The organism is Pseudomonas sp. S49 (assembly GCF_009866785.1).
Taxonomy (GTDB): Bacteria; Pseudomonadota; Gammaproteobacteria; order Pseudomonadales; family Pseudomonadaceae; genus Aquipseudomonas.
The window spans coordinates 6,487,155-6,511,354 of record NZ_CP019432.1 but is presented as its reverse complement, the minus strand read 5'-3'; the positions used below and the strand labels follow the sequence as shown (position 1 = coordinate 6,511,354).

At 58.4% G+C, this 24,200-nt stretch carries 19 protein-coding genes; 17 read left to right on the top strand and 2 right to left on the bottom strand.

Annotated elements, in window-relative coordinates:
• The 16 genes from icmH (at position 1) to PspS49_RS28905 (ending at position 21,213) form a co-directional block, all read left to right on the top strand.
• A complete protein-coding gene (gene icmH, locus PspS49_RS28980) occupies positions 1–876 on the top strand; it encodes a type IVB secretion system protein IcmH/DotU (protein ID WP_016985783.1) in 876 nt (291 codons plus the stop codon).
• A 13-nt stretch (positions 877–889) separates the two neighbouring features.
• Entirely contained in the window at positions 890–4,429 is a 3,540-nt protein-coding gene (gene tssM, locus PspS49_RS28975; RefSeq protein WP_160042364.1) for a type VI secretion system membrane subunit TssM, read from the top strand.
• Positions 4,429–5,157 carry a PP2C family serine/threonine-protein phosphatase gene (locus tag PspS49_RS28970; protein ID WP_038359322.1) on the top strand — a complete coding sequence of 243 codons (729 nt, stop codon included), beginning with the start codon at positions 4,429–4,431 and terminating at the stop codon, positions 5,155–5,157. The genes tssM and PspS49_RS28970 overlap by 1 nt, the downstream gene beginning before the upstream one ends.
• Positions 5,154–6,155 (top strand): serine/threonine-protein kinase, encoded by a 1,002-nt coding sequence (locus PspS49_RS28965; protein ID WP_160042362.1) that lies wholly within the window; start codon positions 5,154–5,156, stop codon positions 6,153–6,155. The genes PspS49_RS28970 and PspS49_RS28965 overlap by 4 nt, the downstream gene beginning before the upstream one ends.
• Before the next feature lie 28 nt (positions 6,156–6,183).
• Positions 6,184–8,226 (top strand): type VI secretion system tip protein VgrG, encoded by a 2,043-nt coding sequence (locus PspS49_RS28960; protein WP_160042360.1) that lies wholly within the window; start codon positions 6,184–6,186, stop codon positions 8,224–8,226.
• 51 nt (positions 8,227–8,277) lie between these two features.
• A complete protein-coding gene (locus PspS49_RS28955; protein WP_160042358.1) occupies positions 8,278–10,926 on the top strand; it encodes a pesticin C-terminus-like muramidase in 2,649 nt (882 codons plus the stop codon).
• Positions 10,908–11,498, top strand: coding sequence for a lysozyme inhibitor LprI family protein (locus tag PspS49_RS28950; RefSeq protein ID WP_160042356.1), 591 nt, complete (start codon positions 10,908–10,910; stop codon positions 11,496–11,498). Before PspS49_RS28955 ends, PspS49_RS28950 begins: the two co-directional genes overlap by 19 nt.
• Before the next feature lie 128 nt (positions 11,499–11,626).
• Entirely contained in the window at positions 11,627–12,991 is a 1,365-nt protein-coding gene (locus PspS49_RS28945) for a lysozyme inhibitor LprI family protein (RefSeq protein ID WP_160042354.1), read from the top strand.
• Positions 12,992–13,130: 139 nt separating this feature from the next.
• Positions 13,131–14,525 carry a TIGR01777 family oxidoreductase gene (locus PspS49_RS28940; RefSeq protein ID WP_160042352.1) on the top strand — a complete coding sequence of 465 codons (1,395 nt, stop codon included), beginning with the start codon at positions 13,131–13,133 and terminating at the stop codon, positions 14,523–14,525.
• Between the two features lie 9 nt (positions 14,526–14,534).
• Positions 14,535–16,985 (top strand): alpha/beta hydrolase, encoded by a 2,451-nt coding sequence (locus PspS49_RS28935; RefSeq protein ID WP_160042350.1) that lies wholly within the window; start codon positions 14,535–14,537, stop codon positions 16,983–16,985.
• A 20-nt stretch (positions 16,986–17,005) separates the two neighbouring features.
• On the top strand, positions 17,006–17,710 hold the full coding sequence (locus PspS49_RS28930) for a hypothetical protein (RefSeq protein ID WP_238786309.1): 705 nt from the start codon (positions 17,006–17,008) through the stop codon (positions 17,708–17,710).
• A gap of 88 nt (positions 17,711–17,798) precedes the next feature.
• On the top strand, positions 17,799–18,254 hold the full coding sequence (locus tag PspS49_RS28925; RefSeq protein ID WP_150749967.1) for a hypothetical protein: 456 nt from the start codon (positions 17,799–17,801) through the stop codon (positions 18,252–18,254).
• A gap of 4 nt (positions 18,255–18,258) precedes the next feature.
• A complete protein-coding gene (locus PspS49_RS28920) occupies positions 18,259–18,804 on the top strand; it encodes a hypothetical protein (protein ID WP_150749852.1) in 546 nt (181 codons plus the stop codon).
• A complete protein-coding gene (locus PspS49_RS28915) occupies positions 18,791–19,639 on the top strand; it encodes a tetratricopeptide repeat protein (protein WP_160042346.1) in 849 nt (282 codons plus the stop codon). The genes PspS49_RS28920 and PspS49_RS28915 overlap by 14 nt, the downstream gene beginning before the upstream one ends.
• A 2-nt stretch (positions 19,640–19,641) precedes the next feature.
• The gene (locus tag PspS49_RS28910) at positions 19,642–20,715 is read left to right on the top strand and encodes a tetratricopeptide repeat protein (protein WP_150775932.1); all 1,074 of its coding nucleotides are present in this window, start codon (positions 19,642–19,644) and stop codon (positions 20,713–20,715) included.
• 66 nt (positions 20,716–20,781) lie between these two features.
• Complete coding sequence (locus PspS49_RS28905) at positions 20,782–21,213, top strand: hypothetical protein (RefSeq protein WP_150749850.1); 432 nt, start codon at positions 20,782–20,784, stop codon at positions 21,211–21,213.
• Between the two features lie 57 nt (positions 21,214–21,270).
• Here the strand turns inward: PspS49_RS28905 and PspS49_RS28900 are convergent, their stop codons facing one another.
• On the bottom strand, positions 21,271–21,642 hold the full coding sequence (locus tag PspS49_RS28900; RefSeq protein ID WP_038359293.1) for a DUF6124 family protein: 372 nt from the start codon (positions 21,640–21,642) through the stop codon (positions 21,271–21,273).
• 584 nt (positions 21,643–22,226) lie between these two features.
• On the opposite strand from PspS49_RS28900, the gene PspS49_RS28895 reads away from it, so the two are divergent.
• Complete coding sequence (locus PspS49_RS28895; RefSeq protein WP_016985803.1) at positions 22,227–22,610, top strand: helicase; 384 nt, start codon at positions 22,227–22,229, stop codon at positions 22,608–22,610.
• A gap of 150 nt (positions 22,611–22,760) precedes the next feature.
• Here the strand turns inward: PspS49_RS28895 and PspS49_RS28890 are convergent, their stop codons facing one another.
• Positions 22,761–24,161, bottom strand: a complete 1,401-nt coding sequence (locus PspS49_RS28890) for an aminoacyl-tRNA deacylase and HDOD domain-containing protein (protein ID WP_016985804.1) — start codon at positions 24,159–24,161, stop codon at positions 22,761–22,763.
• Positions 24,162–24,200 lie beyond the last annotated feature (39 nt).

Here is a 24,200-nt window from a genome sequence, read left to right as displayed (position 1 = left end):
ATGATCAAGGAAACGGATTACAACCAGGACGACAAAACCGTCCTGCTCGATCGTCAAGGCCACGGACCGGCATCGAGTCCGCTGACCGACTTCGCCGCGCCGCCGCGTTTCGAGCAACTGGAAGAGCGCATGATCTACGCCGCGCGCCTGCGCCCGGCCGAAGCGTTCAACATCAGCCTCAATTCGCTGGTCGCTGCTTCGTCCGAGCTGCTTTCGGAAGTGGTGCGCCTCAAGCACAGCGAAACCCGCGAAGACTTGTACGCGCTGAATGAGCGACTGACTGCGGGCCTGAAACTGTTTGAAGTACGCGCCCTGCACAATGGCGCCGAAAGCAGCCAGGTGATGGCCGCGCGTTACGTGCTCTGCACCGTGGTCGACGAAGCTGTCGTGACCACGCCGTGGGGCAACGAAAGCGAATGGTCGCAGATGAGCCTGCTGAGCAGCTTCCACAACGAAACCTTCGGTGGCGAGAAGTTCTTCCAGTTGCTCGATCGACTGTCGAAAAACCCGGTCAAGCACTTGCCAATGCTTGAGCTGATGTACCTGTGCCTGTCCCTCGGTTTCGAGGGCAAGTACCGCGTCCAGGCACGCGGCATGCTCGAGCTTGAAGGCATCCGCGACGCCTTGTACCGGCAGATCCGTCAGTTGCGTGGCGACGTGCCGCGCGAGTTGTCGCCGCACTGGGAAGGTCTCAACGATCAGCGTCGCAACCTGGTGCGCATCGTGCCGGCGTGGATGGTGGTGTTGTTCACCTTCGTCTGTCTGGTGGTGATGTATTCGGGCTTCGCCTGGGTCTTGGGCGAGCAGCGCGACACCGTTCTGCAACCATATCAGCCGCTTGATCCGGCCGCGGTGCAACCGCAGTCGCAGCCGTAAACAGGGACGTGTGATGAAAAAGTTTTTCAAGAAAGTCGGCGCCTTCCTGCGCCAGACCTGGGTCTGGACCTTGCTGCTGGTGCTGTTCGTGGCGCTGCTGGTGTGGTTCGTCGGCCCGTTGTTGGCGGTTGATGACTACAAGTTCTGGGAGAGCTCGACCTCTCGCTTGCTGACCATCGCTGTGCTGTTCCTGATCTGGGGCCTGACCATGGTCTTCGTCAGCTGGCGCTCGGGTATCCGCAAGAAAGCCGAGGAAGAAAGCGAGGACGGCCAGGACCGCATTCGCCGCGAAGAGCTGATCGACGAAGAGCAGAAAGAGTTGAAGGCGCGCTTCAAAGACGCGCTGAAAACCCTGAAGACCTCGAGCCTGTATCGCGGCCGCAGCGAGCGCTGGCGCAGTGACTTGCCGTGGTACCTGCTGATCGGTCCGCAGGCTTCCGGCAAGACCAGCCTGCTGGACTTCTCCGGTCTGGAATTCCCGATCAACAAGATCGACCGCAAGCTGACCCGCGACACCCTCGGCACCCGTCATTGCGACTGGTACTTCGCCGACCACGGTGTGCTGATCGACACCGCCGGGCGTTACACCACGCAACCGGATGTGGAAGTCGACGGCGGCGCCTGGACGACGTTGCTGGAACTGCTGCGCAAGCGTCGTCGCGGTCGTCCGTTGAACGGCGTGCTGGTGACCATTCCGGTGGAAACCCTGCTCGGTGGCAGTGAGCAGGACATCGATACTTTGGCGCGCCAGGTTCGCGGCCGTCTGCAAGATGTGCATCAGAAACTGCACGTCGACGTACCGGTGTACCTGGTCCTGAGCAAGGCTGACAAGCTGCTCGGCTTCGACGAGTTCTTCGATCAACTGACCCGCGAAGAAAGCGATCAGGTGCTCGGCACCAGTTTCCGCAAGGATCAGGTCGGCACCGACGTCGCTGTGCTGCGCAACGAGTTCGAAGAGCTGCTGCGCCGCCTCAACAGCCAAGTGATCATGCGCATGCACTCCGAGCGCGACACTCAGCGCCGGGGCCGCATCCTCGATTTCCCGCATCAACTGGGGCAGATCGGCGAGCGCCTGTGCCTGTTCGTCGACATGGCGTTCACCGGCAACCGTTATCAGCGTGCAACGCAGTTGCGCGGTTTCTACCTGACCAGCGCGCCGCACCTGACCCAAGAGATGGATGCGACCACCGCCGGCATCGGCGCCAGCCTCGGCATGAGCGCCGGCGTGCTGCCGACCCTGCGCAGCGGTCGTTCGCGGTTCATTCATCACTTGTTCAGCCAGGTGATTTTCCCCGAATCCGATTTGGCCGGTCTGGACAAGCGCGAGCGCAGCCGTATTCATTGGGGCCAACGTGCCCTGTATGTTGGCGCACTGGCGGCACTGGCACTGTTCGGCATGCTCTGGGCGGGCGGTTTCTCGGCCAACTACGAGCGTCTGGAAAACCTACGCAATCTGGCGCAGAACTGGACGCAGCAACGCACGGCATTGTCGCCGCGTGATGACGCCATGGGCGTACTGAAAACCCTCGACACTAGCTATGCCGCGACGCAGGTCTTCCCGAAAAAAGGCGACGTGTCGTATCACGAGCGCGGCGGTCTGTATCAGGGCGAAGACGTCAATCCAGTGGTCAAAGAGGCTTACGAGCGCGAGCTTGAAAAGCAACTGCTGCCACGGGTTGCAACCATGCTCGAGGGGCAGATTCGCGCCAACATGAAGGACCGCGATCGCCTGCTCAACAGCCTGCGCGCGTACCTGATGCTGAACATGAAAGACCGTCGCGATGCCGCGTGGCTCAAGGACTGGGTCGCCACTGACTGGTCGACGCGCTACACCGGCAACACCGCCGTACAGAACGGTCTGAGCACGCATCTGGAGCGTCTGCTGAAACAGCCGTTTATCTACCCGCTGAACGACCAATTGGTCACTCAGGCGCGTCAGGTCTTGCGCAGCGAATCGCTGGCCACGGTGGTTTACCGCATGCTCCGCGAGCAGGCACGCAACCTCCCGGACTACCGTTTCAGCCAACACCTCGGCCCACAAGGCTCGCTGTTTATCGGCACCGAATACGTGATCCCGGGTTTCTACACGCAAACCGGTTATCAGCAGTATTTCTCGGTACAGGGTTCGGCGCTGGTTACCGACATCCTGCGTGACAACTGGGTGCTGGGCGAAGGCGCGGGCATCAGCGATATGGACTTGCGTCGCCTGATGGTCGAACTGGAGCAGCTGTACTTCCGCGACTACGCCAACTACTGGAGCGAAGCGGTTGGCCAGGTTGCCCTGCCGCCGATCAGCGACGCCGGTGAAGGCGCCGAGCAACTGGCGGGCCTGACCTCGGCGAATTCGCCGGTGCTGGCATTGCTCACCGAAGTGCGTGAGAACACCCGCTTCCAGGCGGCAGCAGATCCTGTCGAAGAAGCTGGCGACGCTGCTGATGCGCTGGCCGGGCAGAAAGGCAAACTGGGTAAGGTTGGCAAACTTGCCGCCGCCGCAGCGGACAAGGCTTCGGCCCTGAACGTAGCGAAGACCCTGCCGGACACCGCGAAGAAATCGCTGCAACGCCGCTTCGAACCGCTGCATCGTTTGCTCGATGACAACAACGGCCCAGCGGCGGACCTGACCCCTGCACTGAGCGCGCTCAACGACCTGCAACTGCAACTGGCCGGTCTGGCCCGTTCCAGCACGCCGGAACAAGCCGCGTTCGAAATGGCGAAAACCCGCATGAGCGGCCAGCGTGATGCGCTGACCAACCTGCGCAATGCGTCTGGCCGTCTGCCGCGCCCGCTCAGCGTGTGGTTCAACGTGCTGGCCGAAGACTCGTGGCGTCTGGTGCTCAACGATGCTTACCAATACCTGAACGGTCGTTATCAAAACGAGTTGTACAGCGTGTATGGCAAAACCATCAGCAAGCGTTATCCGTTCAGCGCCAGCAGCACCAGCGACGTAGCGATCAGCGATTTCCGCGAGTTCTTCCGCGCTCAAGGCACCGTCGACCGCTTCTTCGACAGCTACCTGCGTCCATTCGTCAGCGGCGATCCGGGCAACTACCGCATGCGCAGCGTCGACGGCCACAGCCTGCCGGTGTCAAAAATGTATCTGGACCAGATGGCGGCGGCGCTGACGATTCGTCAGAGCTTCTTCTCGATCAACCCGGCCGAGCCGACCGTGCAGTTCAAACTGGAGCCGTACACCCTCGATCCGGCGGTCAGTCGTTCAGAGTTCAAGTTCGGCGACAAGACCATGGAATACCGCCACGGTCCGATCCTGCCAATGTCGTTCAAATGGCCGACCGATGCTGAAGACGGTCGCACCAGTCTGGTCATGGACAAAATGGCCGGGCGCCCGATCGGCATCGAGAAGAACTCCGGCCCATGGTCGCTGTTCCGTCTGTTCGACCTGATGCAGACCGAGTACCTGAGCGGTCGCGACGTGCTGGTGCTGAAAGCCGATGTAGGTGGCCTGCGCGCCAACTACCTGCTGACCAGCCAGCGCACGCCGAACCCGTTCGACATGGGCGTACTGCGCACCTTCCGTATGCCGGTGCAGCTCTGATGCTGGTGGCCAGTGCCTGGCGCAGCGCGGCGCGTACCGACCCGGGCAAGGTGCGGGCGCGCAACGAAGATGCTTTCCTCGACTCGCCACAGCAGGGGCTGTGGGTGGTCGCGGACGGCATGGGTGGTCATCAGGGTGGCGACATCGCCAGCCAGTTGATCGTCGCCAGCCTGGCTGAACTGCCGCAACACGAGGACTTCGACGAACGCCTCAAAGCCATCCGCCAGTGCCTGCACTGGTTGAACCGGCGTTTGGGGCAGGAGTTGACGGTTACCGCCGGACGCCACGACAGCATCATGGGCAGCACCGTCGTGGCGCTGCTGGTGGAAGGCAATCGCGCGGCCTGCATCTGGGCTGGCGATAGCCGCTGCTATATGTGGCGCGGGCAGCGTCTGTATCAGCTGTCCAAGGACCATTCGCTGCAACAGCAATTGATCGACGAACAGCAAATGAGCGTCGAACAAGCGGCGGCTCACCCGGCGGCTCAGGCCTTGACCCGAGCCGTCGGCGCCGCCGAACAACTGACCCTGGATGTACTGGAACTCGAGGTCTATCCGGGCGATGCGTTTTTGCTCTGCAGCGATGGTTTGTATCAGGGCCTGAGCAGCGATGCCCTCGGCAACGCCCTCAGCCTCAGCGCGCCGCACGTGGCGCTGGAACGTTTGTTCGACGGCGCCCTGCGTGGCGCCGCGCGTGACAACCTGACAGCCGTGGTGATCCGCCAATGACCAAAATCGAATCGCCAATCGATGACTTGCTGATGAGCGAAGAGCAGGCCAACAACCTGACCTACTTCGCCTTCGCCAAGGAAAACAAGGCAGAGCCTTTGCTGGCGCCGACCAAGGCCAGCATCGGTGCACTGCCGGATGTACTCGCCGGTCGCTACCACCTCGAGCGTCTGCTCGGGGCCGGTGGCATGGGCGCCGTTTACCGGGCGCGGGATCTGCTGCACGAACAGTTCGGTGATCCCGATCCTTACATTGCGCTGAAAATCCTCAGCGAAGAATTTGCCGAATCGCCGGACGCCAGTGCCTTGCTCTACAGCGAGTTTGCCCTGACCCGACGCCTGCGCCACGACAACGTCGTGCGTGCGCACACCTTTGAAGTCGACACCGACTGCCAGCGGGCCTTCATCACCATGGAATACATGCGTGGCCTGACCCTGGACAAATTGCTCTGCGAGCGGCCCCTCGGCCTGCCGTGGCAAGAACTGCGCGACATCGTCCTGCCGCTGCTCGACACGTTGGCCTACGCCCACGGTCGCGGCGTGCTGCACGGTGACATGAAACCGAGCAACGTCATGCTCAGCGAAGACGGCTTGCGCCTCTTTGACTTCGGCCTCGGTCAGGCAGAGGAGGGCGTGATGCCCGGCCTGCCGCACCTGAGCCGCGAACGCTTCAACGCCTGGACCCCGGGCTACGCCGCCCCCGAACTGCTTGAGGGCCAACCGTTGTCGGCCAGCGCGGACGTGTACGGCGTGGCCTGCGTGATCTACGAACTGGCGGGCGGCAAACACCCGTTCCGCCGTTTGCCCTCGACCCAGGCCCGCGACGAGCACCTGGAGCGCGAGCTGCAAGCGCCGGCGAACTTACCGAAACACGGCTGGCCAGCGCTGCGCACCGCGCTGAGCTTCGACCCGGCAGAGCGCACCATCACTGCCCAACAATTGCGTGACGCCTTGGGCGCCACTTCGTCCTGGCTGCAACGTCTGCGACTTCGGGCCTAACGGATGACATTCGAACAGGGAGCACTTTATGTTCAACCCAGCTAACGAAACCCACTTCAGCCTCAAGGTCGAAGACTACGTCGGCGACCTGCAAGTGCTGTCGTTCACCGGCACCGAAGGCATCAGCCAGCCGTTTCGTTTCGACCTCGAACTGGTCAGCGAAAACCCTGATCTGGACCTTGAGCAACTGCTGCACAAGCAGGCGTTTCTCGCATTCGATCCACAAGGCTCGGGCATCCACGGGCAGATCTACCGCGTCGCCCAAGGCGATGCCGGCAAGCGCCTGACCCGCTACAAAGTGTCGATGGTGCCGCAACTGCAATACCTGCATCACCGCACCAACCAGCGCATCTACCAGCAGATGTCGGCGCCGAAAATCATCGCGCTGATCCTTGAAGAACACGGCATCAAGGGCAACGCCTACAGCTTCCAGTTGAGCCAGCCGTGCCCGGATCGCGACTACTGCGTGCAGTACGACGAAACCGACCTGCACTTCGTCCAGCGCCTGTGCGAAGAGGAAGGGATTCACTACCACTTCCAGCACAGCGACAAAGGCCACCTGCTGGTGTTCGGCGACGACCAGACCGTGTTCCCCGATCTCGGCCAGCCGACCGCGTACGTGCAGGGCAGCGGCATGGTCGCCGAAGAACCGGTGATCAAAGGCTTCAAGCTGCGCCTGGAAACCCGCACCAGCCGCACCACGCGCCGCGACTACGACTTCGAAAAACCGCGCCTGCAAATGGAAGCCGCCTACAAACCCGAAGGCGAGAGCACTGAGCCGGATCTGGAAGACTACGACTACCCAGGCCGCTTCATCGACCGCGCGCGCGGCAAGTTCCTCAGCCAACGCGCCCTCGAACGCCATCGCGCCGACTACCGCCAGGCCGAAGGTCGCGGCGACCAGACCAAACTGGTCAGCGGCCACTTCATGGCGATGTCCGACCACCCGCGCAGCGAGTGGAACGACCTGTGGCTGCTCACCGAAATCTTCCACGAAGGCAAGCAGCCGCAAGTCCTCGAAGAAGGCGTGACCAGCGACACCACCGACAACAAGGACGACTTCCACCAAGGCTACCGCAACACCTTCCTCGCCACCCCGTGGGACGTGTTCTACCGCCCGGCCCTCGAACACCCGAAACCACGAGTCCTCGGCAGCCAGACCGCCATGGTCACCGGCCCCAAAGGCGAAGAAATCCACTGCGACCAGTACGGCCGCATCAAAGTGCAATTCCACTGGGACCGCGAAGGCCTCGCCGACGACAAAACCAGCTGCTGGCTGCGTGTATCCAGCTCCTGGGCCGGCGACCGCTACGGCGCCATCAGCATCCCGCGCATCGGCATGGAAGTCCTCGTCACCTTCCTCGAAGGCGACCCCGACCAGCCCCTCGTCACCGGCTGCCTGTACCACAAGGAAAACCCGGTGCCGTATGCCTTGCCGGCGAACAAGACTCGCAGTGTGTTCAAAACCCTTAGCTCGCCGGGTGGCGGTGGTTATAACGAACTGCGCATTGAAGACAAGAAAGGTGCGGAGCAGATCTACATCCACGCCCAGCGCGATTGGGATGAAAACGTTGAGCATGATCAGAAGATTCGGGTCGGGAATGAACGTCACGACACGGTGGTGAAGAACACCTACACCGAGCTGAAGGCTGAAGAGCACCGCACCACGATCTCTGACCGCAAGATTGAAGCGAAGCTGGATGATCACCTGACGATTGGGCAGAACCAGCATGTGAAGCTGGGGACTGCGCAACTGACCAGTGTGGGGAAAGAGATTCACCTTAAGGCTGGGGACAAGATCGTTATTGAGGCGGGGACAGAGCTGACCATTCTTGGGGGTGGGAGCTTTATCAAGCTTGATGGCGGTGGGGTTACGGTGGTTGGGCCGGTGATCAAGATCAATGCCGGGGGCTCGGCTGGCTCCGGCACCGGCATCGGGATTAAACCGCCGGTGCTGCCGGGGGCGGCGGATAAGGATAAGGCGGGGAGTTTGATGGATCAGGCGTTGTTGAATGCGTCTGAGGAGAAGATCAAACGCAAACCGAAGCGCATGCTCAATTTTTCCGGGTAAGACATCGACGGCAATCCAAGCCACCAGGGATCAGAATTCAGGTAATTGGTAATGACAGAGACAACAAACAAAATTCAAAAATGGTCGTATCCCCTGAAAGTGGGGACAGCTGAAGCGACCGATCCGCAGCAGTTCTACAAGGCGTTAGCCAAAGCGAAGGACGGCTTCTATCCGTTGGGGGCCAATGGGCTTTGGCATGGTGGTGTGCATTTCGATCAAGATTCGGGTCTGGTGCAGGACTCGACAGAAGTCCGATGCATAGCGGACGGGGAAGTGGTTGCCTATCGAATCGATAACATCTACCCCAAGTCAAATTTCGGTACAACCCAGTCCGACTTTTCCACTGGCTTTGTATTGGTCAAACATCGATTGGAAGTGCCGATGCCGCCAGCGCCACAGGTACCAGCGGGATCCCCTCCTGCAGCACCCGTTCCCGCCCCGAGTCTTACCTTTTTCAGTCTGTACATGCATTTGTTGCAATGGAAAAGCTACGAAGAAACTCCGGCACTGCCGCGGCCGGCCTTTTGGAGCGGCGGTACGTTGCAGGTGAAGGCAACTGCCAATGACGAACTCCTGGGCTTACGTGTCCGCCAGGAACCACGAGGAAGGCCCGGGTATGCAACGGTCTTGACAGTCTTGAATCGCGGCACGATTGTCGAGACAGGCGAAGAGCACAATGGTTGGCTCAAGGTTGTTAGCGTCACGCCTGCCAGTAGCGACCTGCCGCCCGGTACAGGCTGGGTGTTCAAAAGAGAGATGACCGCAGGTCCAACGACCAATACTTACGTCATTGGTGCTGCTGCCAAAGACCCAATGACTCCGCCTCAGAAAGGTCTTGTTGTGCGCGCCTCTGCCAGCCAGTCAGGCGCTGTGAGAGCAATTTTGCCGCACGGTACGCAAGTTAAAATCGGAAACGACGGTACGCGTGGCAAGTACCAGAAACTGCTGGAGATCGTCAGCGGGAATGCTGTTCCACCGCTGGCAGCGGGGGAGGTGCTTGGATATGTCTGGGAAGGGCTACTTGAGGCCAAGAGTGAGCCAGCAGAAAAGGACGCCGTGCATGTCTTGGCGACTCCATTCCCGATTACCGCGGGCAGTCTGATTGGACATGTAGGGAAGTATCAGAATCACTCCGATTCGGCCCCCAACAATCTACTGCACGTTGAGCTGTTCAGCTGTGAAGACGTGAAGGCCTTTACCGCGCTGAGCAAAGAGAAGGCTGCGGGACTGCCAGCAGCTGAAAAAACGTTAGTGAAAATTCCTAAAGGCAGCGTGGTGGTTACTCACGTGGAGGGAATGGGTTCTACCAATCCACCTAAAGTGACTGATCCGCACAAAACGGTTGGTTATGATTTTCTGGTTCCTGTCGGAGTGCTGGAAGCTTTACCGGCTGAGAGAAAAATAAAGGTTCCTGTCGTCATGGGAGGAAGCACTACCTATACGTTGTGGTGGCGCCTGGACGGGGTATTGGGTGATGCCGACGGGAATGAGCTCAATGGATGGTTTGCAGAGCCAGATACCAAGTTATCGCGGCATTCACCCTTTGAGTGGGAAGGTTTCAGTTTCATCGAGGAAACTGTCAGTAATGCGGACCACCTCGCTGCATCTCTCCATGCTCAGGAAAATTTGACCGAGGAAGAGCGAGCGGCATATTTGCCAAACGTTGGAAATGCCAATGACGGCCCCGCTAAGCAGCATTTGTACAAAATGCTTGATAAAAACGGCGACAACAAACTTACGCCTGCGGAAATCAAAGAAGCGTTAAGCAAGCCTTGGTTTTCTCAGCCGATATCCCAAATGGTTACGCGTTACGAAAGCGAGTGGCAGTTCAAAAGAGAAAAGTGGGATTCGCTGGATGAGCTGATTGGGCATAGTGTCTCGGATCCTCATCAGCAGTGGGTGGAAGAAAAACTTCGAATTGAACGCTTGAGTTGGTGGGATAAGCTGGTCGGGAAACATGGCATAACCAATGATAATAATGTTCAGCATATTCATTTGCTTGGTTTGTTGGGTGGTTTCTTGTCCGGCTGCCCTGAGAAGTGCAAGGCCGAAGTCTATACCCTCGGCACAACAGTTGGGCCATATGTAGTATCGAAGAAACTATTTGAATTTCTGTTGGCAATCGAAGCTTATCGAGAACATCCATATGCATTGCCTGATGATAGCAGTGGAATAACGATAGGTTATGGTTACGATCTTGGGCAGCAAACAGCAGCGAGAGTTGATGCGGAGCTTAAAGACCTGTATACCCCTGAAGAAATAGAAAGATTAAAAGGAGCTCTTGGCAAGAAAGGTCAAGATGCGCGCGATTATGTGCACAACGTCAGCTCGATATCCATCAGTAAGGATAATGCTTTAAAGTTAGCTGTTATTATGAAGAAACGGTATGCGCAACAAGTTGTTGACGTATACCCTAAAGCTATAAATTTGCATCCGGATTGTCAGGGTGTATTACTTTCTCTTGTAGTGAATCGGGGCAATTCTTTATCAGGGAATACGCCCGCTAAGGCGTTGAAGCGGCTAGAGATGAAACAGATAAAAGAAGATTTCGATAACGATAAGCCCGAACTGATTCCATCCCGGCTACGTAGCATGAAGCGGCTTTGGGAAAATGACCCTAATACCGTCGGTGTAGCCACTAGACGTGAAAAAGAAGCGGTATTTTTTGAGGAGGCGTTGAAATGCAATTGCTGGAAGTGACGAAGAAAGTCTTTTCTGTTTTATCGGTCGTATTTCTTTCTTCCGGCGCTGCGTCGGCCGATGTTGATTGTAGCTCGGTTAATTCAACGAATCCTGACATTATCAGCTGCTCTCAGAAATCGTTTGATAAAATTGATAAAGTCCTGAATGAACAATACAAAGCTTTGTCTGCCGAGCTCGATTCATCAACTAGGGCCGAGCTGCTTTCTACGCAAAAAAAATGGATAATCCTTAGGGATGAATACTGCAAAAACGATGATGAAGAGGGCGGAGAGTCTCCGATTGAACAATTGTCGTGTAAGAAACAGTTGACGAGTTTCCGTGTGGCTGAACTTGTTTATCTTCGGACCGGAGTCATAGGGGATGGTTTTTATAAGGCTGTATCGCTAGTTAATGAAAAAGCCACCGCTATGAACTATTCGGAAGCTTTGAAGTTTGTCGGTGGTAACGAAGATTTCGGATCGGCTTGGAAAGGATATGCAGAAGAAAACTGCGCGATAACATCCAGGTTGTTCGGCGAGGCTAAAGATCGGTGCATGGGGAGAATGCGTTTTCAGATTCCGATTTTTTGATTGCGGGTCGCGGTGATGCAGATAATTAAATGGCGGTAGACCGCGTTTGAGTAGTTATCCAAAAACGTGGTCTTTGCCCATTTTTCCGTTGCCAAACGCAAAGCCTGAAAGACTCAAGGATGAACACAGTGAACCGTTTTGTTTTAACCCTGCTGGCCGTACTGCTGCCGGCTTCAGCTGCCTACGCGCAGGACGACTGCAGCCATGTCTCCTCAAGCCTGGAAATGGTGCCCTGCTCGGAGGCGGCGAAGAAGGCTGCCGATGCGCAGTTGAATGTCAGCTACAAGCAACTGATGTCGCGGCTTGAGTCTGACTATCGGGCAAATCCGGCATTGGGCGCGGAGTACGCAGCGAAGGTCAAAGAATCGCAGCGTGCGTGGCTGAAATTGCGCGATGCGAATTGCCCGTTGGAGGCATTCGAGATCGAGACGGGGATGCCGGCGCATGTGTTCGCCGTTAACTCGTGTATCGCCAGAATGAGTCGCGAACGCTCGGCGTATCTGGACAAGATCGTCCCTGCTCTTGCATCCGACAAGAGCACTTCGACGGCACCCACCAACGACGCTTGTCCCTCGGAGGAGTTCGCGCCTTTCCTGACGGCGTTTTCCGCCAACAGCGAATCACAACGCCGTCTGACTGCAATGACGGTCAAGTCGCTGGTGTTGAAACCGGTAGCTGGGAAGGATCGACGTACCTTTGAGCCTTCGACCTCGGGTGTCAGTGGAACAACCTTCACCTATCCGCTGATGGCTGCAATCACGCCCGGCAAGACACCTGGGGTCGAGATTGAAGAGGTTGATGACAGTCACGTCAACGTGGTGGATAAACGGGCCGGCAACAGCAATATCAAGATCTTCAACTTCTCTCGTCAGGCGTGCTGGGTGCTTGAGGGGATTGAGGATTGGTCGGTCAGCGAGAAGGATCTTGTCGCAACGGATAACCCGGGAATGAGCCGCGCCGAAAACTTTTGTTATCAGCGTGCAGAAGCGTTGGGTGGGCTGGGGTCTCTTGAGCAATACCGGCTGACTGCGGAGTTGATTGAAGCGTCGCTGGAAAATTTTGTGTGTGCTGCAGAGTCGGGCGATGCACAGGCGAGCCTGTCGGCGGCGAGCCTGAGTCTTTCGCAAATGGCATCTCAGTTGGAAACCCCTAAGGTTGAGGCTTTGTTCAAAGCGGCTTCGAAAATACCAAAGGGTGCGATGGGCTATGCGACGTTTCTTTGTTCGGGAAACTCCACCGACTATAACGGCCCTTGCCTTCATCCCAAGCAGGCAGAAGAGCAGGTTATTCGAGCGATTACCATGGGCTCTACGGACGCGATGAATTACCTGGCCTCTACCTTTGAGGGTGGGGAGTTGGGAACGAAGGATATGTCTCGAGCGTTAGCCTGTTATCAAATGGCGGCTGACAAAGGTGATCAGCTGGGCCTCTTCAACGTGGGGCGATTGGGATCGTCAGCCACGGCGCCCATCAAATCCAGCCACTGCATTTGAATTTCGAGGGCCTGTTTGAGGCGGTTTTGCACAAGTTTTGCCTGAATCCCTCAGGCTAAAACGTTTAACGCTTGAGCATCTGACTCCCCCGATTTTCCTTTAAACTCCCCACCCCCAAGGAACGCGCTCAGGACACGGAATGCCAGCCTCTTCTTCCTCGCTTCGCCCAGCGTTGGTGCTTTGGCTATATGCCGCTGCGATCACGCACATCCTCGCCGGTTTTACCCTGACCTGGGCCGGTGACTCCGGCGTGCTCGATGGCTACCTGCAAGTCCTCGAACTGTCGTTCTGGGGCGCCGATGCGGTTCCCACCGCCGGCCACGAACAACAAGTCTGGTGGCTCGCGCTGTTCGGCGCGACGCTGCAAAGTTATTCGCTGTACATGCTCGCGTTGGTGCACTTGGGCAATCGCTTGAAAGCCCCGGCAGTCTGGGGCTGGTTGAGCGCCGGCATCCTGTTATGGGCGCCGCAGGACATGTGGCTCTCAGCGCAACAACAGGTCTGGTCGCACCTGTGGCTCGACGGTTTTGCGTTGCTGGTGTTGTTGCCACCGCTAGTTTGGCTGTATCGCAATGACCGCCGAAAGTCCCCACCAGAAAAGATGCCGAGTCAGTCCAACCCGTTTGCCGACGGCGCTTTCAAGCGCGTGCTGATCACCGGCGGCACCGGTTTTATCGGCGAAGCCTTGGTCAATCAATTACTCGACGCGGGCCACTCTGTCAGCGTACTGACGCGCGATCCGTTGAGCGCGGCCAATCTATTCAACGGCCGCGTCCGCTGCGTGCATTCGCTCAGCGAACTCAGCCACGACGACACCTTCGACGTAGTGATCAATCTCGCCGGAGCACCCGTCGCCGGCCCACGCTGGACTCCCAAACGTCAGGCGCAATTGCTCGCCAGCCGAGTCGGCACCACCGAAGGGCTGATGACCTGGTTGAAGAACACCAAGCAAAAACCAGCACTGTGGATTCAAGCCTCAGCCATCGGCTACTACGGCGTGCGCGATGCCAGCGAAAGCCTCGACGAACACGCCAGCAAGGGCGACGGCTTCATGGCCGAACTCTGCGCACGCTGGGAAGCCGCCGCGCAACCAGCCACGGAATTTGGAGTGCGTCAGGTGGTGCTGCGCCTCGGCGTAGTCTTCGGCCCCGGCGGTGCGTTGACGCCGTTGCTGCTGCCGTTCCGTCTGGGTTTCGGCGGGCGCATGGGCGACGGTCAGCAGATCATGAGCTGGGTGCACCGCGACGATGTGCTTCAGGTGATCGCGCGGGCTTTCAACGACGACACTATGCGTGGCACCTACAACATGGTCGCGCCCGAAACGGTCAGTCAGGCTGCGTTCGCCGAGCAGGCCGGCAAGGTCCTCAAGCGTCCGGTGTGGTTGCACATTCCCGCCGCGCCAGTGCGTGCAATGGCGGGGGAGATGGCGCAGCTGTTCTTCGACGGTCAGCGCGTGGTGCCGCAGCGTTTGACCGAGGCTGGCTACACATTCCGTTATCCAACCCTCGACGCCGCTCTGCGCGATCTGACCTGAGGATCGCTCATGAGCAAGCCGTTGATGTACCTGCTGGCCGGCAACGGTAGCGCTGCCGATTGGTGGGACGACGCACTGCCGCACTTTCAGCGCTACGACGTGGTGCCGCTGGAGTTGCCGGGCTTCGGCGCCAATCCGCTGCCACCCTGCGAGGATCTGGCGGACTACGCGCAGACCTTGTTGGCGATGACGCAGAAGGGCAGCGCGATCATGGCAGTCGGGGTCAATGCGTTGCTGGTGCTGCACGCGTTGCAGCGTCGGCCCGGGCACTTTTCGCGCAGTGTTCTGTTGGCGCCGGTTGGGGCATTTTTGTGGCAGCGTCGATTGCCGGCGCTGATGTCACCGCTGCCGATTCGTAAGACCATTCACTGGCTGTTGTCGAACAAACCCACGGTGTTCGCGCGCAAGTTTTCCACCCAGACCTGGACGCCCCCGCAGTACCAGCGCATGGGCGCCGGTTATGCGCGCTGCCGTGCGTTCGTGCCGCACTGGGATCTGATTCGCGCCGATACCGCGTTGCCACTGCTGGAGTGGATCACCGATCCGGTCGAGCTGGTCTGGGGCGATCAGGACGCCGTGCTCGGCATCGAGCAAGCGGCGGCGTGGTCGGCGATTCTCGCCCGCGCAGATCTGACCATCAGCCTCAAATCTGGTTGGGGTCATTACCCGTGGATCGACTCGCCCGCGCAGTTCGCGCAGTGGCTGGAGTCGGGCGAGCGCGGGTTTGTCGCGCACACCAAGGGTGGGCGTTTGCGCTTGGCCGAACTGGCGCGGCAAGCGGTGCCGGCGGCGTTGACGCTCAACGATTGCAGCGATCCGCGTCTGCCAGCATTTCTCGCTGCTCAACCTGATGTGACCTGGGCGGTGCGCTCCTCCAGTTATGGCGAGGATCAGGCCGATTCGGCGAATGCCGGTTTGAGCACGACCTATCTGCGCGAGCCGTCCGCCAATGTGCCGAAACGCATCGCCGAACTGACGGCCGAAGGCGTCGAGGAAGTGGTGGTGCAACGCTTCATCACTCCGGTCGTTTCCGGCATCGCGTTCGTGCGCCATCTCTCGGTAGAACTTGAGTGGGTGGAAGGCCATCTCGAATCGCTGGCCGACGGTCACGTCAGCCCCTCGCGAGCAACGCTTTCGCGGCTCGGTGATGCTTGGCGCAGCGGCACGTTCACGCCGTCCCACGGTTTGACCGAAGACCTGCTCTGGCGCTTTCTGCAAGACGTGCTGCGCGTGTTCCACTATGTGCCCGGCGACGTCGAATGGGCCTGGGATGGCTCGCAACTGTGGCTGCTGCAATACCGGCCGATCAGCGATTACGGCTGGCGCCGCCACCTGACCGCCGCCAATATCGCCGAGATCCTGCCGCCGCAACCGAGCGTGCTGGTGGAATACGCCCAGCGCCGCGCGGCAGCGAGTATCCCGGCAATCATGGCGCGTTGGGATGCGCGGGTGTTGCAGGACAACGAACCGTTCACCGCAGTGTTCGGCGGCGCGTCCTACATCAACAATGACCTGTTTCTCGCTAGGCTGGCCGACTGGGGCATCAGCGCCGATAACTACGCGGGTGAAGTTGGCGGCGCGACGCCTCATCTGCCGTGGCAACCGCTGAAGATGCTGCGTTCGTTGCCGCTGTTTTTGCGCATGCAACGCATGGCTCGCAGCCATTTGCTGAGCCTTGAAAATGGCTTGCAGCGCTTCGATCGGGAGCTGGCCGAACTTGTCGCCCAAGGTGCCGATGGTCAGCAATTGGCAGACTGGTTCACTCGGTTTTACGTGTTCGTCGTGCAAGGCAATCTGTGCATCGCCACAGCGCTGGCGAGCAGCGGCGGTGATTGGATGGGCCGCCCGCCGACCGCTTACGACAATCTTGAAAACAGTCCGCATCGATTGCCGTGGGAAACCGATCCCGCTACGCCTAGACCCGCGTCGAGTGAGCTGCCATTACAACCATTCCCGAAATGGTCAGGGCTGATCCGCCTCGCCCATTCGAGCGGCCTGCCGGGCTTGCGCGGCTACTACCTGCAAGTACGCGAGTGGTATCGCGACAACCTCATGCGCATCTTCTTCCGTCTGCACCACGCCATGCCGCTGGCGGATCGCGAACATTGGTTCGTGCCGCATCCGGACGTGCGCACCCGCGACGGCAGCTTCTGGCAGGACGGTCGCGAAGGTGCTGAGCAGGCCACCGGGTTCATGATTTATCCGGGGCAGGTGCAAGGCATCCTCGGCGCCGACATCCTGCTCGAAGACACCCTCGATCCGGGGCGGCACGCGCATTACCAAACAGCGCGGGCAGTAATTGCGCGGATGGGTGGGCGCTTGTCGCATGGCTCGACGTTGCTGCGGGAGCTGCGCAAGCCGTCGGCAGTGATGCCGCAGGTGGATCCGGCGTGGGTGGGGTGTGAGGTGTTGTATCGGGATGGTGAGTTGGAATTGATCAATTCGAAGGATGCGAAGTGAAACTACGATACCTCCGCGAATTGATCTTTGGTCTGGTCGCGTTTTTACAGGTGGATTATGTGACTGCCGCAGGTCCTGTATTGGTCGGTAACGAGCCCGGCCAGTCGCCGGTTGCGCAAGGCCCGACCGAGACAGTTGTAGACATGGGTTCGTGTCGGTTCTCCATGCCGCTGCTGCAGAACCAATGGCTGAAGTTCGACGATTTCTATTCGGTATTTATCGCAGCCAAACAACTGCCCAAACCGTCAAGCGCCCCCAGCTTGTGGCAAGCGCAGACGTCGAGTGGTGCCGACTGGCACTTCGAGAAACACGGTGACCTGAGCCAGCCGTGGTTTGGTTTGATGTGTGAAAACTTGGAGTACTTTTCGCTTCTCACCGATTGGAAACCCCCGGTAGACGATGCATTTGCGGTGCAAGTCCTGCGTGACGACAACGACCGCAGGTGCCCGGCGACCCTTACCGATAAGGGCTGGGTGCCCAACTCTCTGGCGGGTCGTGCGAACACCTACACCTTCGAACAATGGGGTGGGGAGAACTCTTCGGGTTTCATCTTCGGTTTCCACGATAAATCACGACGGCGCATTACCCGCATCGCTTTTTGCCTGCTGAGGGGCAAAGACGTACTGATCGGCTCGGCGGAATCGGGTTCATCCACCCCGTTGGCGATCAGCAACGAAGGGTTCGAGCAAATCAAGAAAGCGGTGCGCGGCATTGCCTTCGAATGAACACACCCACAATGACTTGCGTCGATGGAGTTACAGCGTGAAAGGATTTTCGGTTCTTCTCGGCAGCCTGTTATTGGCTGCCGCGTCCATGGCATTCGCTGCCGATCCAACCTTCAAGGATTACACCGTCACGCCAGTTTTCACCGGCCCCAACCATAAGCTGGTGCCGCAAGAAAACAGCAGCCCAATGATGGACCAAGCACGGGTGCAAGCCCTGAAAGGCAAGGTCAACTTCGCCGGCCATTACATCCTTCACAGGCTCGGTTGTGGCGGCAGCGCCATTTGCGGCGAAGTGCTGGACGCTCAGACTGGGGAAGTCGTTGGCGGTCTGCCGAATGCTTACGACGGCAGCACCTTCGGCATGGTCTACCAGCCCGACAGCCGCTTGATCATCGTCTCCGGCGTCACGCTCGACGGTGAAGAGGACGCCCAAGGGAATGCGTTGGAAAGCGGTAACCGGGATCGTTACTACGAGTTTGTGAACAACGAATTCCGGCTGCTGAGCATGACCGACGTGGAATCGTCGCCGATGGATGAGGAGTGAGTGGATGATCCGTCTTCTCGCGGGCAGCCTTTCGCTGCTGCTCTCTCTGCCAGCCTTCGCCGCGCCTTCGGACGCCTTTACCCAGCGCGATATCATGCAGTGTGGCGGTGTTGAAGTGGTGTTGGTTTCGTCCTGCCGATCCGTGACAGTGCAGGACACGGAAACCCACGTCATCCCGGTCTGCTCCGACCAGACCATCAACATCGGTAGCAAGGTGCTTCGACGCGATATCAGCAAAGTTTCACAACTCACTTCCGACGGTGCGAAGACGAAGATGTTGAGCAATGTTGTTGTGGCGATGGATTGCGTGGATGGCGCCAAGGGCAGCCTTGTTTCGATAGGCGGATATGGCGGTTGTGGTGCCTGCGCGGAGTGGCACGGGTATTACTCGACAGCAGGGCGATTGGAGCAATACAGCTTCGATAATAACCAGCGCTCTTTTGGCTCGAAGGGATCTCGGGAAGAGCTGATCAAGGCCTATGGCGTTACGAAGAGACAGCTAATGTCAGAAAGCCCAGCGGTGAAAAGGATCGTCTATGGCCAGCCTTAAGTGGGTGTTGATGATCGGCGGTTTGTTCAGCGCTACCAATGTCTTTGCCGTTGACCCGCCAATAGTGGGAGCCGCCGGAAACACAGTGACGTTCCAGGCAAAAAAATGGACATCACCCGTCGTGGAATCTACCACTGCCTGGTTCACCGCGAATGGAAAAACGTTCCCGTTGTTTCATGCCGGCATTGGTGCCCAGGCTTATCCTGAATGGCTCAGCCCTGACAAAAAATTTCTACTGGCGACTGCGGTGGAGTACGGCGTAGTCATAGGTGAGGGCGGTGAGGAAATAGCGACATCACAAGGGCATTGCGATGTGATCTCGATGGAAACCGGTTGCGTGCTTGCTGAGAGTTACGAGCGGTTTTGTGAGGGAAAATGGGTAGGCAAGCAATGGGTTTCCGAAGAGGGCGGGGTGCTCAATCCTGTCTTGGAGACTAAGTCACCCAAGGACCTGCTGAAAAATGCTTCGAGTATCCAGCCTGCGCAGTCCCGAGCAGAGTCCATCGAATGGAGCCTGAGCTTTTTAAGCCCGGAATCCTACATGGCGTGTCATCCCCCGGCGCAAAATGTTCAGACTTACAACGACCTCGGTTTCTACTTGGCCGAGGGCGGCAACGATGAGTTGGCGTTGAAGTTTTATCGAGGCGTTGAAGCAGTCGGCAAACGCACGGTGCTGATGCTGAACGTGGCTGATTCGCTGTGGCGACTTGATCGGCAAGAAGAAGCGCAGCGTTATTACCGCGAGTACGGCGAAGCGATGACTGCTGCTGGTAAAGCGCAGAAAATTCCGCAACGAGTCGTTGAGCGATCTGAAATTCAGGGACTGAGACAGTGAATATGTTCTTCCGCTTTATCGTGTTGAGCCTTGGGCTGCTAACCACTTCATACGCACTCGCTGCCCCACAAGTCCTGAAAGAAATTCCGGCTAGCTTGCTGGGTGATGTATCACGGCAAAAGGTGTTTGTGCTGGCGGGTGATGCGGACGAAGTTTCTAACCGATTGTTGATTGCGCCGGAACAAGCACGTAACGAGGACATATTGCTCGATACGTCGAAGGCGCTGCCTCTGATCAAGAGTCAGTACTCGTCTGCGCTTCAGGGTGTCTTCAGCGTCCATGTACTCAAAGGTCGCCCTGGCGTCATGACTGTCATTGATCCGCAGGCTGAGGAAGCTGTGGTAAAGCAGCCGTTCGTTGAGGCTGGGGATTACATCGCGCTGGTAACCAGCGAGGAAGATAACGCGGTTTACAACTTCAACCTGTTGTTCGCCTTCAACAGAGGTTCAAAGCAGTTTGAGCTGAAAGCTCTGCTGGAAGTGGCGAACAACGACTCCTGTGACCGGTCGCTTGTCAGCGTAGTGGAGTTGCCGGTGCAGACGTTGGGCCCAATCACCCTGGCCTCTTTCGATGGGCGTGAGGCGCTGCAGAAGCTGCAGGTTGCTCGTACTGGCAGTATTAAGGGCGTGAGAAAGAAATTGATGACCGTCGATTCGGCTGATTTGCTGGATATGGCGCTGGCAGCCTACCGAAAGGGTGATGACTCTTCCTTCAAGGATACGATGAGCTACGCGTTGATGGGCGGCGGCTCGCATGACACTTGTCCCCCGGATAGCTATATCGCCGCAAAGTACTACTACCCGCAGCGTCCCGGCTGGTCCAACGACCTCGGTTTTCTGCTCGGCGAGGCGGGTTACTACGCTGAGTCGATTGAGTTGCTCAATGCAGTGATTGCCAACCACCCAAACAGGACGGTTGCTTACCTGAATCTCGCTGACAGTTATTGGGCCGTGAACGATAAAGAGCGGGCGGTGGCGGCGTACAAGCAATACGCATCGCGAATGTCTGAAGCGGGAAAAGCTTCGAAAATCCCGGCGAGGGTGGGGGAGCGCAGCGCTGTGGCGCCCGAGGCGTGACAAGAGCTCGTTGAGTTGCTGTAACTGTGTGTTCTGTACCCATGAACCGCTAAAGGAATATTCGGTTTGAAATTTTCGTCTGCATTGTTTTCCGCGTTGCTCGTTTTCGTTCCTCTGGCGGCGCATAGCGAGGTCACGACCGAGGTTTTTTGCTTCCGCTCCTACGAAGGCAAACCCATAAATTTTGAATTCAGAACCTATTACGACTCTGTCGCCAAGTGGAGCGGTGCTGGCGTCAAGTACAGCAAGTCGAAGAAGGCCATCACTCTGGTTCATCGCAATACTGAACAAGAGGAATTGGTCTATGGCCGGCCCTACCAGTACACGACAACTTGGGTTGAAGTGGTTGATGGTGCGCTGACAGGTGAGTATCAGATGGTCACTCAGGGTGGCCGGGTTGATGCGATGTCGTATACGAATTACAAATCCGCAAAGAAGTATTCGTTTGAAAACGATTACAACGTGGATTCGAAACCTGAAACAGGTTGCCAATGGTGAAGCAGGGAATATTCAGAAAGGGGACTTAACGTCCCCTTTTTTCATCCACAGACTTCGCTACGACTTGGCCGCCACGCTTCGCACTTCAATCTGGTCGAGCGTCCCTTCCACCATCAATCTCACGCCGTCCGCCATTCTGCTCAGGGCCAGTGCAACCGAGCGTCGGGAGCCGTGGAGGTCGTCGGCGAGGTCGCAGGCGATGACGCTGATAGACAGGAGGTCTTCGGAGGCGTTGGCCATGAGGGCTTCGGCGTCGGTGCCGGGGGAGAGTTTGAAGAGGCCGTTCTCGCGCTTGGGGTGTGGATCGACGGCTGGTTTGAAATGGTGGTCGAGGGCGCGTTCGGCGGCTTCGTGGAATTTCTTTGATTCCAGGGTTTCGTAGGGCGAAACGTCTGGGTTTTCTGGGGGATTGGGTGTTGGTTTGATCATTCGGTCTTACTCCAGTTTAAGGAGCCGACACCGTTTCGCTCGCACTTCGAAAGTGGTGGCAGCTGTGCATAGGTGTGCAAGACCGGTGGAGTAACCCGGCAGACCCGAAGGCCTCCCATACACAGCCGCCATAACGATCCGCGAGCATAGGAAAACGCTCGGCGAATTGCCATAACCAATGTGTACTCCGACCGGACTTGCACGTCCGTATCGCCAATCTGCGGCGACACACAGAGCCTATCGATAGCCAGCCAACTCGCCTAGTTCATGGACAGCACCGCACTTTGCAGGAAATTTCCCATAGATTCGCGGGCCGGAAGATCAAAAGATCGCTGGCTTCGCCAGCTCCTACAGGGATGTGTTTCAACAGGTGTAGGAAAGGTGAGTGGTGAGACGCGGAGCGTCTCGGGATGCATTCCCACGCGGAGCGGGGGAACGATCAGTGGGCGAGCGCTGAATCGTGACTTGGCGGTCATCGTGCGGGGAATAGTCAGCATCCTCTTCCAACAGCGGCAGATACTGGCGTTATCGTCCGAATCCCTTACACTGCCCCGGCCGTTCATTTTCCTTTTGAGGCTGTGCGCATGAAATTTCGTTTTCTTCTTTGGATGATGGGTTTGTTGATGGGTAAGGCCAGCCGGACAAATCCTGCGTTCCAGCAGCAGTTGGGTGACAAGGATCTGGTGTTTCAGTTGCAGACGCTGGACGGGAAAGTGGCGCGGCATTTCGTGGTCAAGGATCAGCGCATCACCAGCAAGTCTGGCGTGGTGGCAGAGCCGGCGTTTGCGATTGCGTTTAAAGATGCCGGTTATGGCTTTGCGACAATGCAGGCGAAGAACAAGCAGTTGGCGTTTATGCAGGGGATTCAGGACAAGTCGATCCAGCTCAAGGGCAACCCGGCGCTGGTGATGTGGTTTCAAGGGTTGATGAAGTATTTGGTGCCGAGGAAGGCTAAGCCTAAGGCTTGAGCCTTTGGTGACGCGGAGCGTCACGGGATGCATTCCCACGCGGAGCGTGGGAATGATCAGGGGCGGTCTGGTAGACCGAGTTGGATTCTTCGCGAGCAGGCTCGCTCCCACAGGGATTTTGGTGATCCTTGGGGAGCGGGCCTGTTTTGTTTAGGCCTGGCTGAACTGCGAGGCCAGTTCGCGCAGCAGCACTTCAGCCTCAAGCACTTTGCTGACAACGTCGTTGGCTTTGTCGCGGGTCAGGCCCACACGTTCAAGCAGCGCGTCGGGGATGTCTTCATCCGGCCCAGAGCCAATCCCGCGGCTGCGCAGCAAGCGCACGGCCAGGCAGACGAGGTTCGGGTATTCGGCGTAGGCGCCGTCGTAGCTTGGGTCGTGCTGGAAGCGCAGGGCGGTGGCCAGTTCGTCGGGCATGTCCCAGTAGCGCATCAGCCACGAGCCGATCTGTTCACGGCTGATACCGAGCAGGTGTTGCTCGATGTAGCTGTGGCACAGGTGCGGGTTGACCTCCAGGTGGCGGCAGATCAGCGAGAAGTGCGGCGGGAACACGTGGGCCAGCAGCAGGTAGCCGAAGTTGTGCAGCAGACCGGCGAGGTAGGTCAGGCCGGCCTCCGGGCGCTGGGCGCGCGGCATGGCGCGGGTCAGGCCTTCGATGACGGCGGCGGTGTAGATCGATTGCTGCCAGTACGGCGTGGTGTGTTGCGGGTGGTCTTTCGGCAGGCTCAGGGTCTTGCCGAGGGCCAGGCCCAGCGCAAGGTTGATCACCAGATCGAAGCCGAGTACGCGGACGATCGCGTCTTCCACTGAACGAATCTTGCCCGGCGAGGCGTAGTACGGCGACGCCGCCCAGCTCACCACTTGTGCGGCCAGCGCCGGGTCGGTTTCGACCACGCCGGTGATGTCGTCGATGGTGGCGTTGGGATCGACGCGCAGCTTGATGATTTTTTGCGCGGTTTCGGCCAGCGGCGGAATTTCGATGGTCGCTTCCAGACGTTGCTGAATGCGCCGGGCGGTGAACGCCTGCACAGCCTGAGTGATTTCCTCGCGGTCATCGTCGGGGCGGTCGAGGTTCGGGCGGATGCTGCTCAGGGCTTCGCCGAAGTTGGCGGCGCTGGCCTTGGTCAGCATGGTCTTGAAATCTTCGCTGGCGATTTCCAGCAGCAGGCCCGGCTCGCCGGAGTTGATCAGCAACTTCGGCTCACGCAGCAGGCTTTCTTCGTAGAGGCACGGCGAGCTGGTCAGCGCTGGCAGGCCCGGCAGCAAGCTCAGGCTGTGTTTGCCGAGCATCTTTTCCAGGCGCTCGGTGGAGACGGCGGTGAGGCGCCGGCCAGTCAGTTCGGCGAGGCGGTTGAGGTCGAGCAATTGGCTCTGCGGAAACAGCACCATCAGCGCGCCGACGGCGTCGTCCAGCAACACGGCTTGTACCTTGCGCGATGCATTGAGGCCGTGGTGGTCGAGCACTTCTTCGTAGGCGATGCCCAGCTTGCCTAGCAGCAGCCGAATGACAGACGGCGCGTGCGGGGATTCGGGGGCGAGAGCGGCTTCGGTCATGGTCTGTATCCGTTTTTGAAACAATGGCAGGAGTATAAC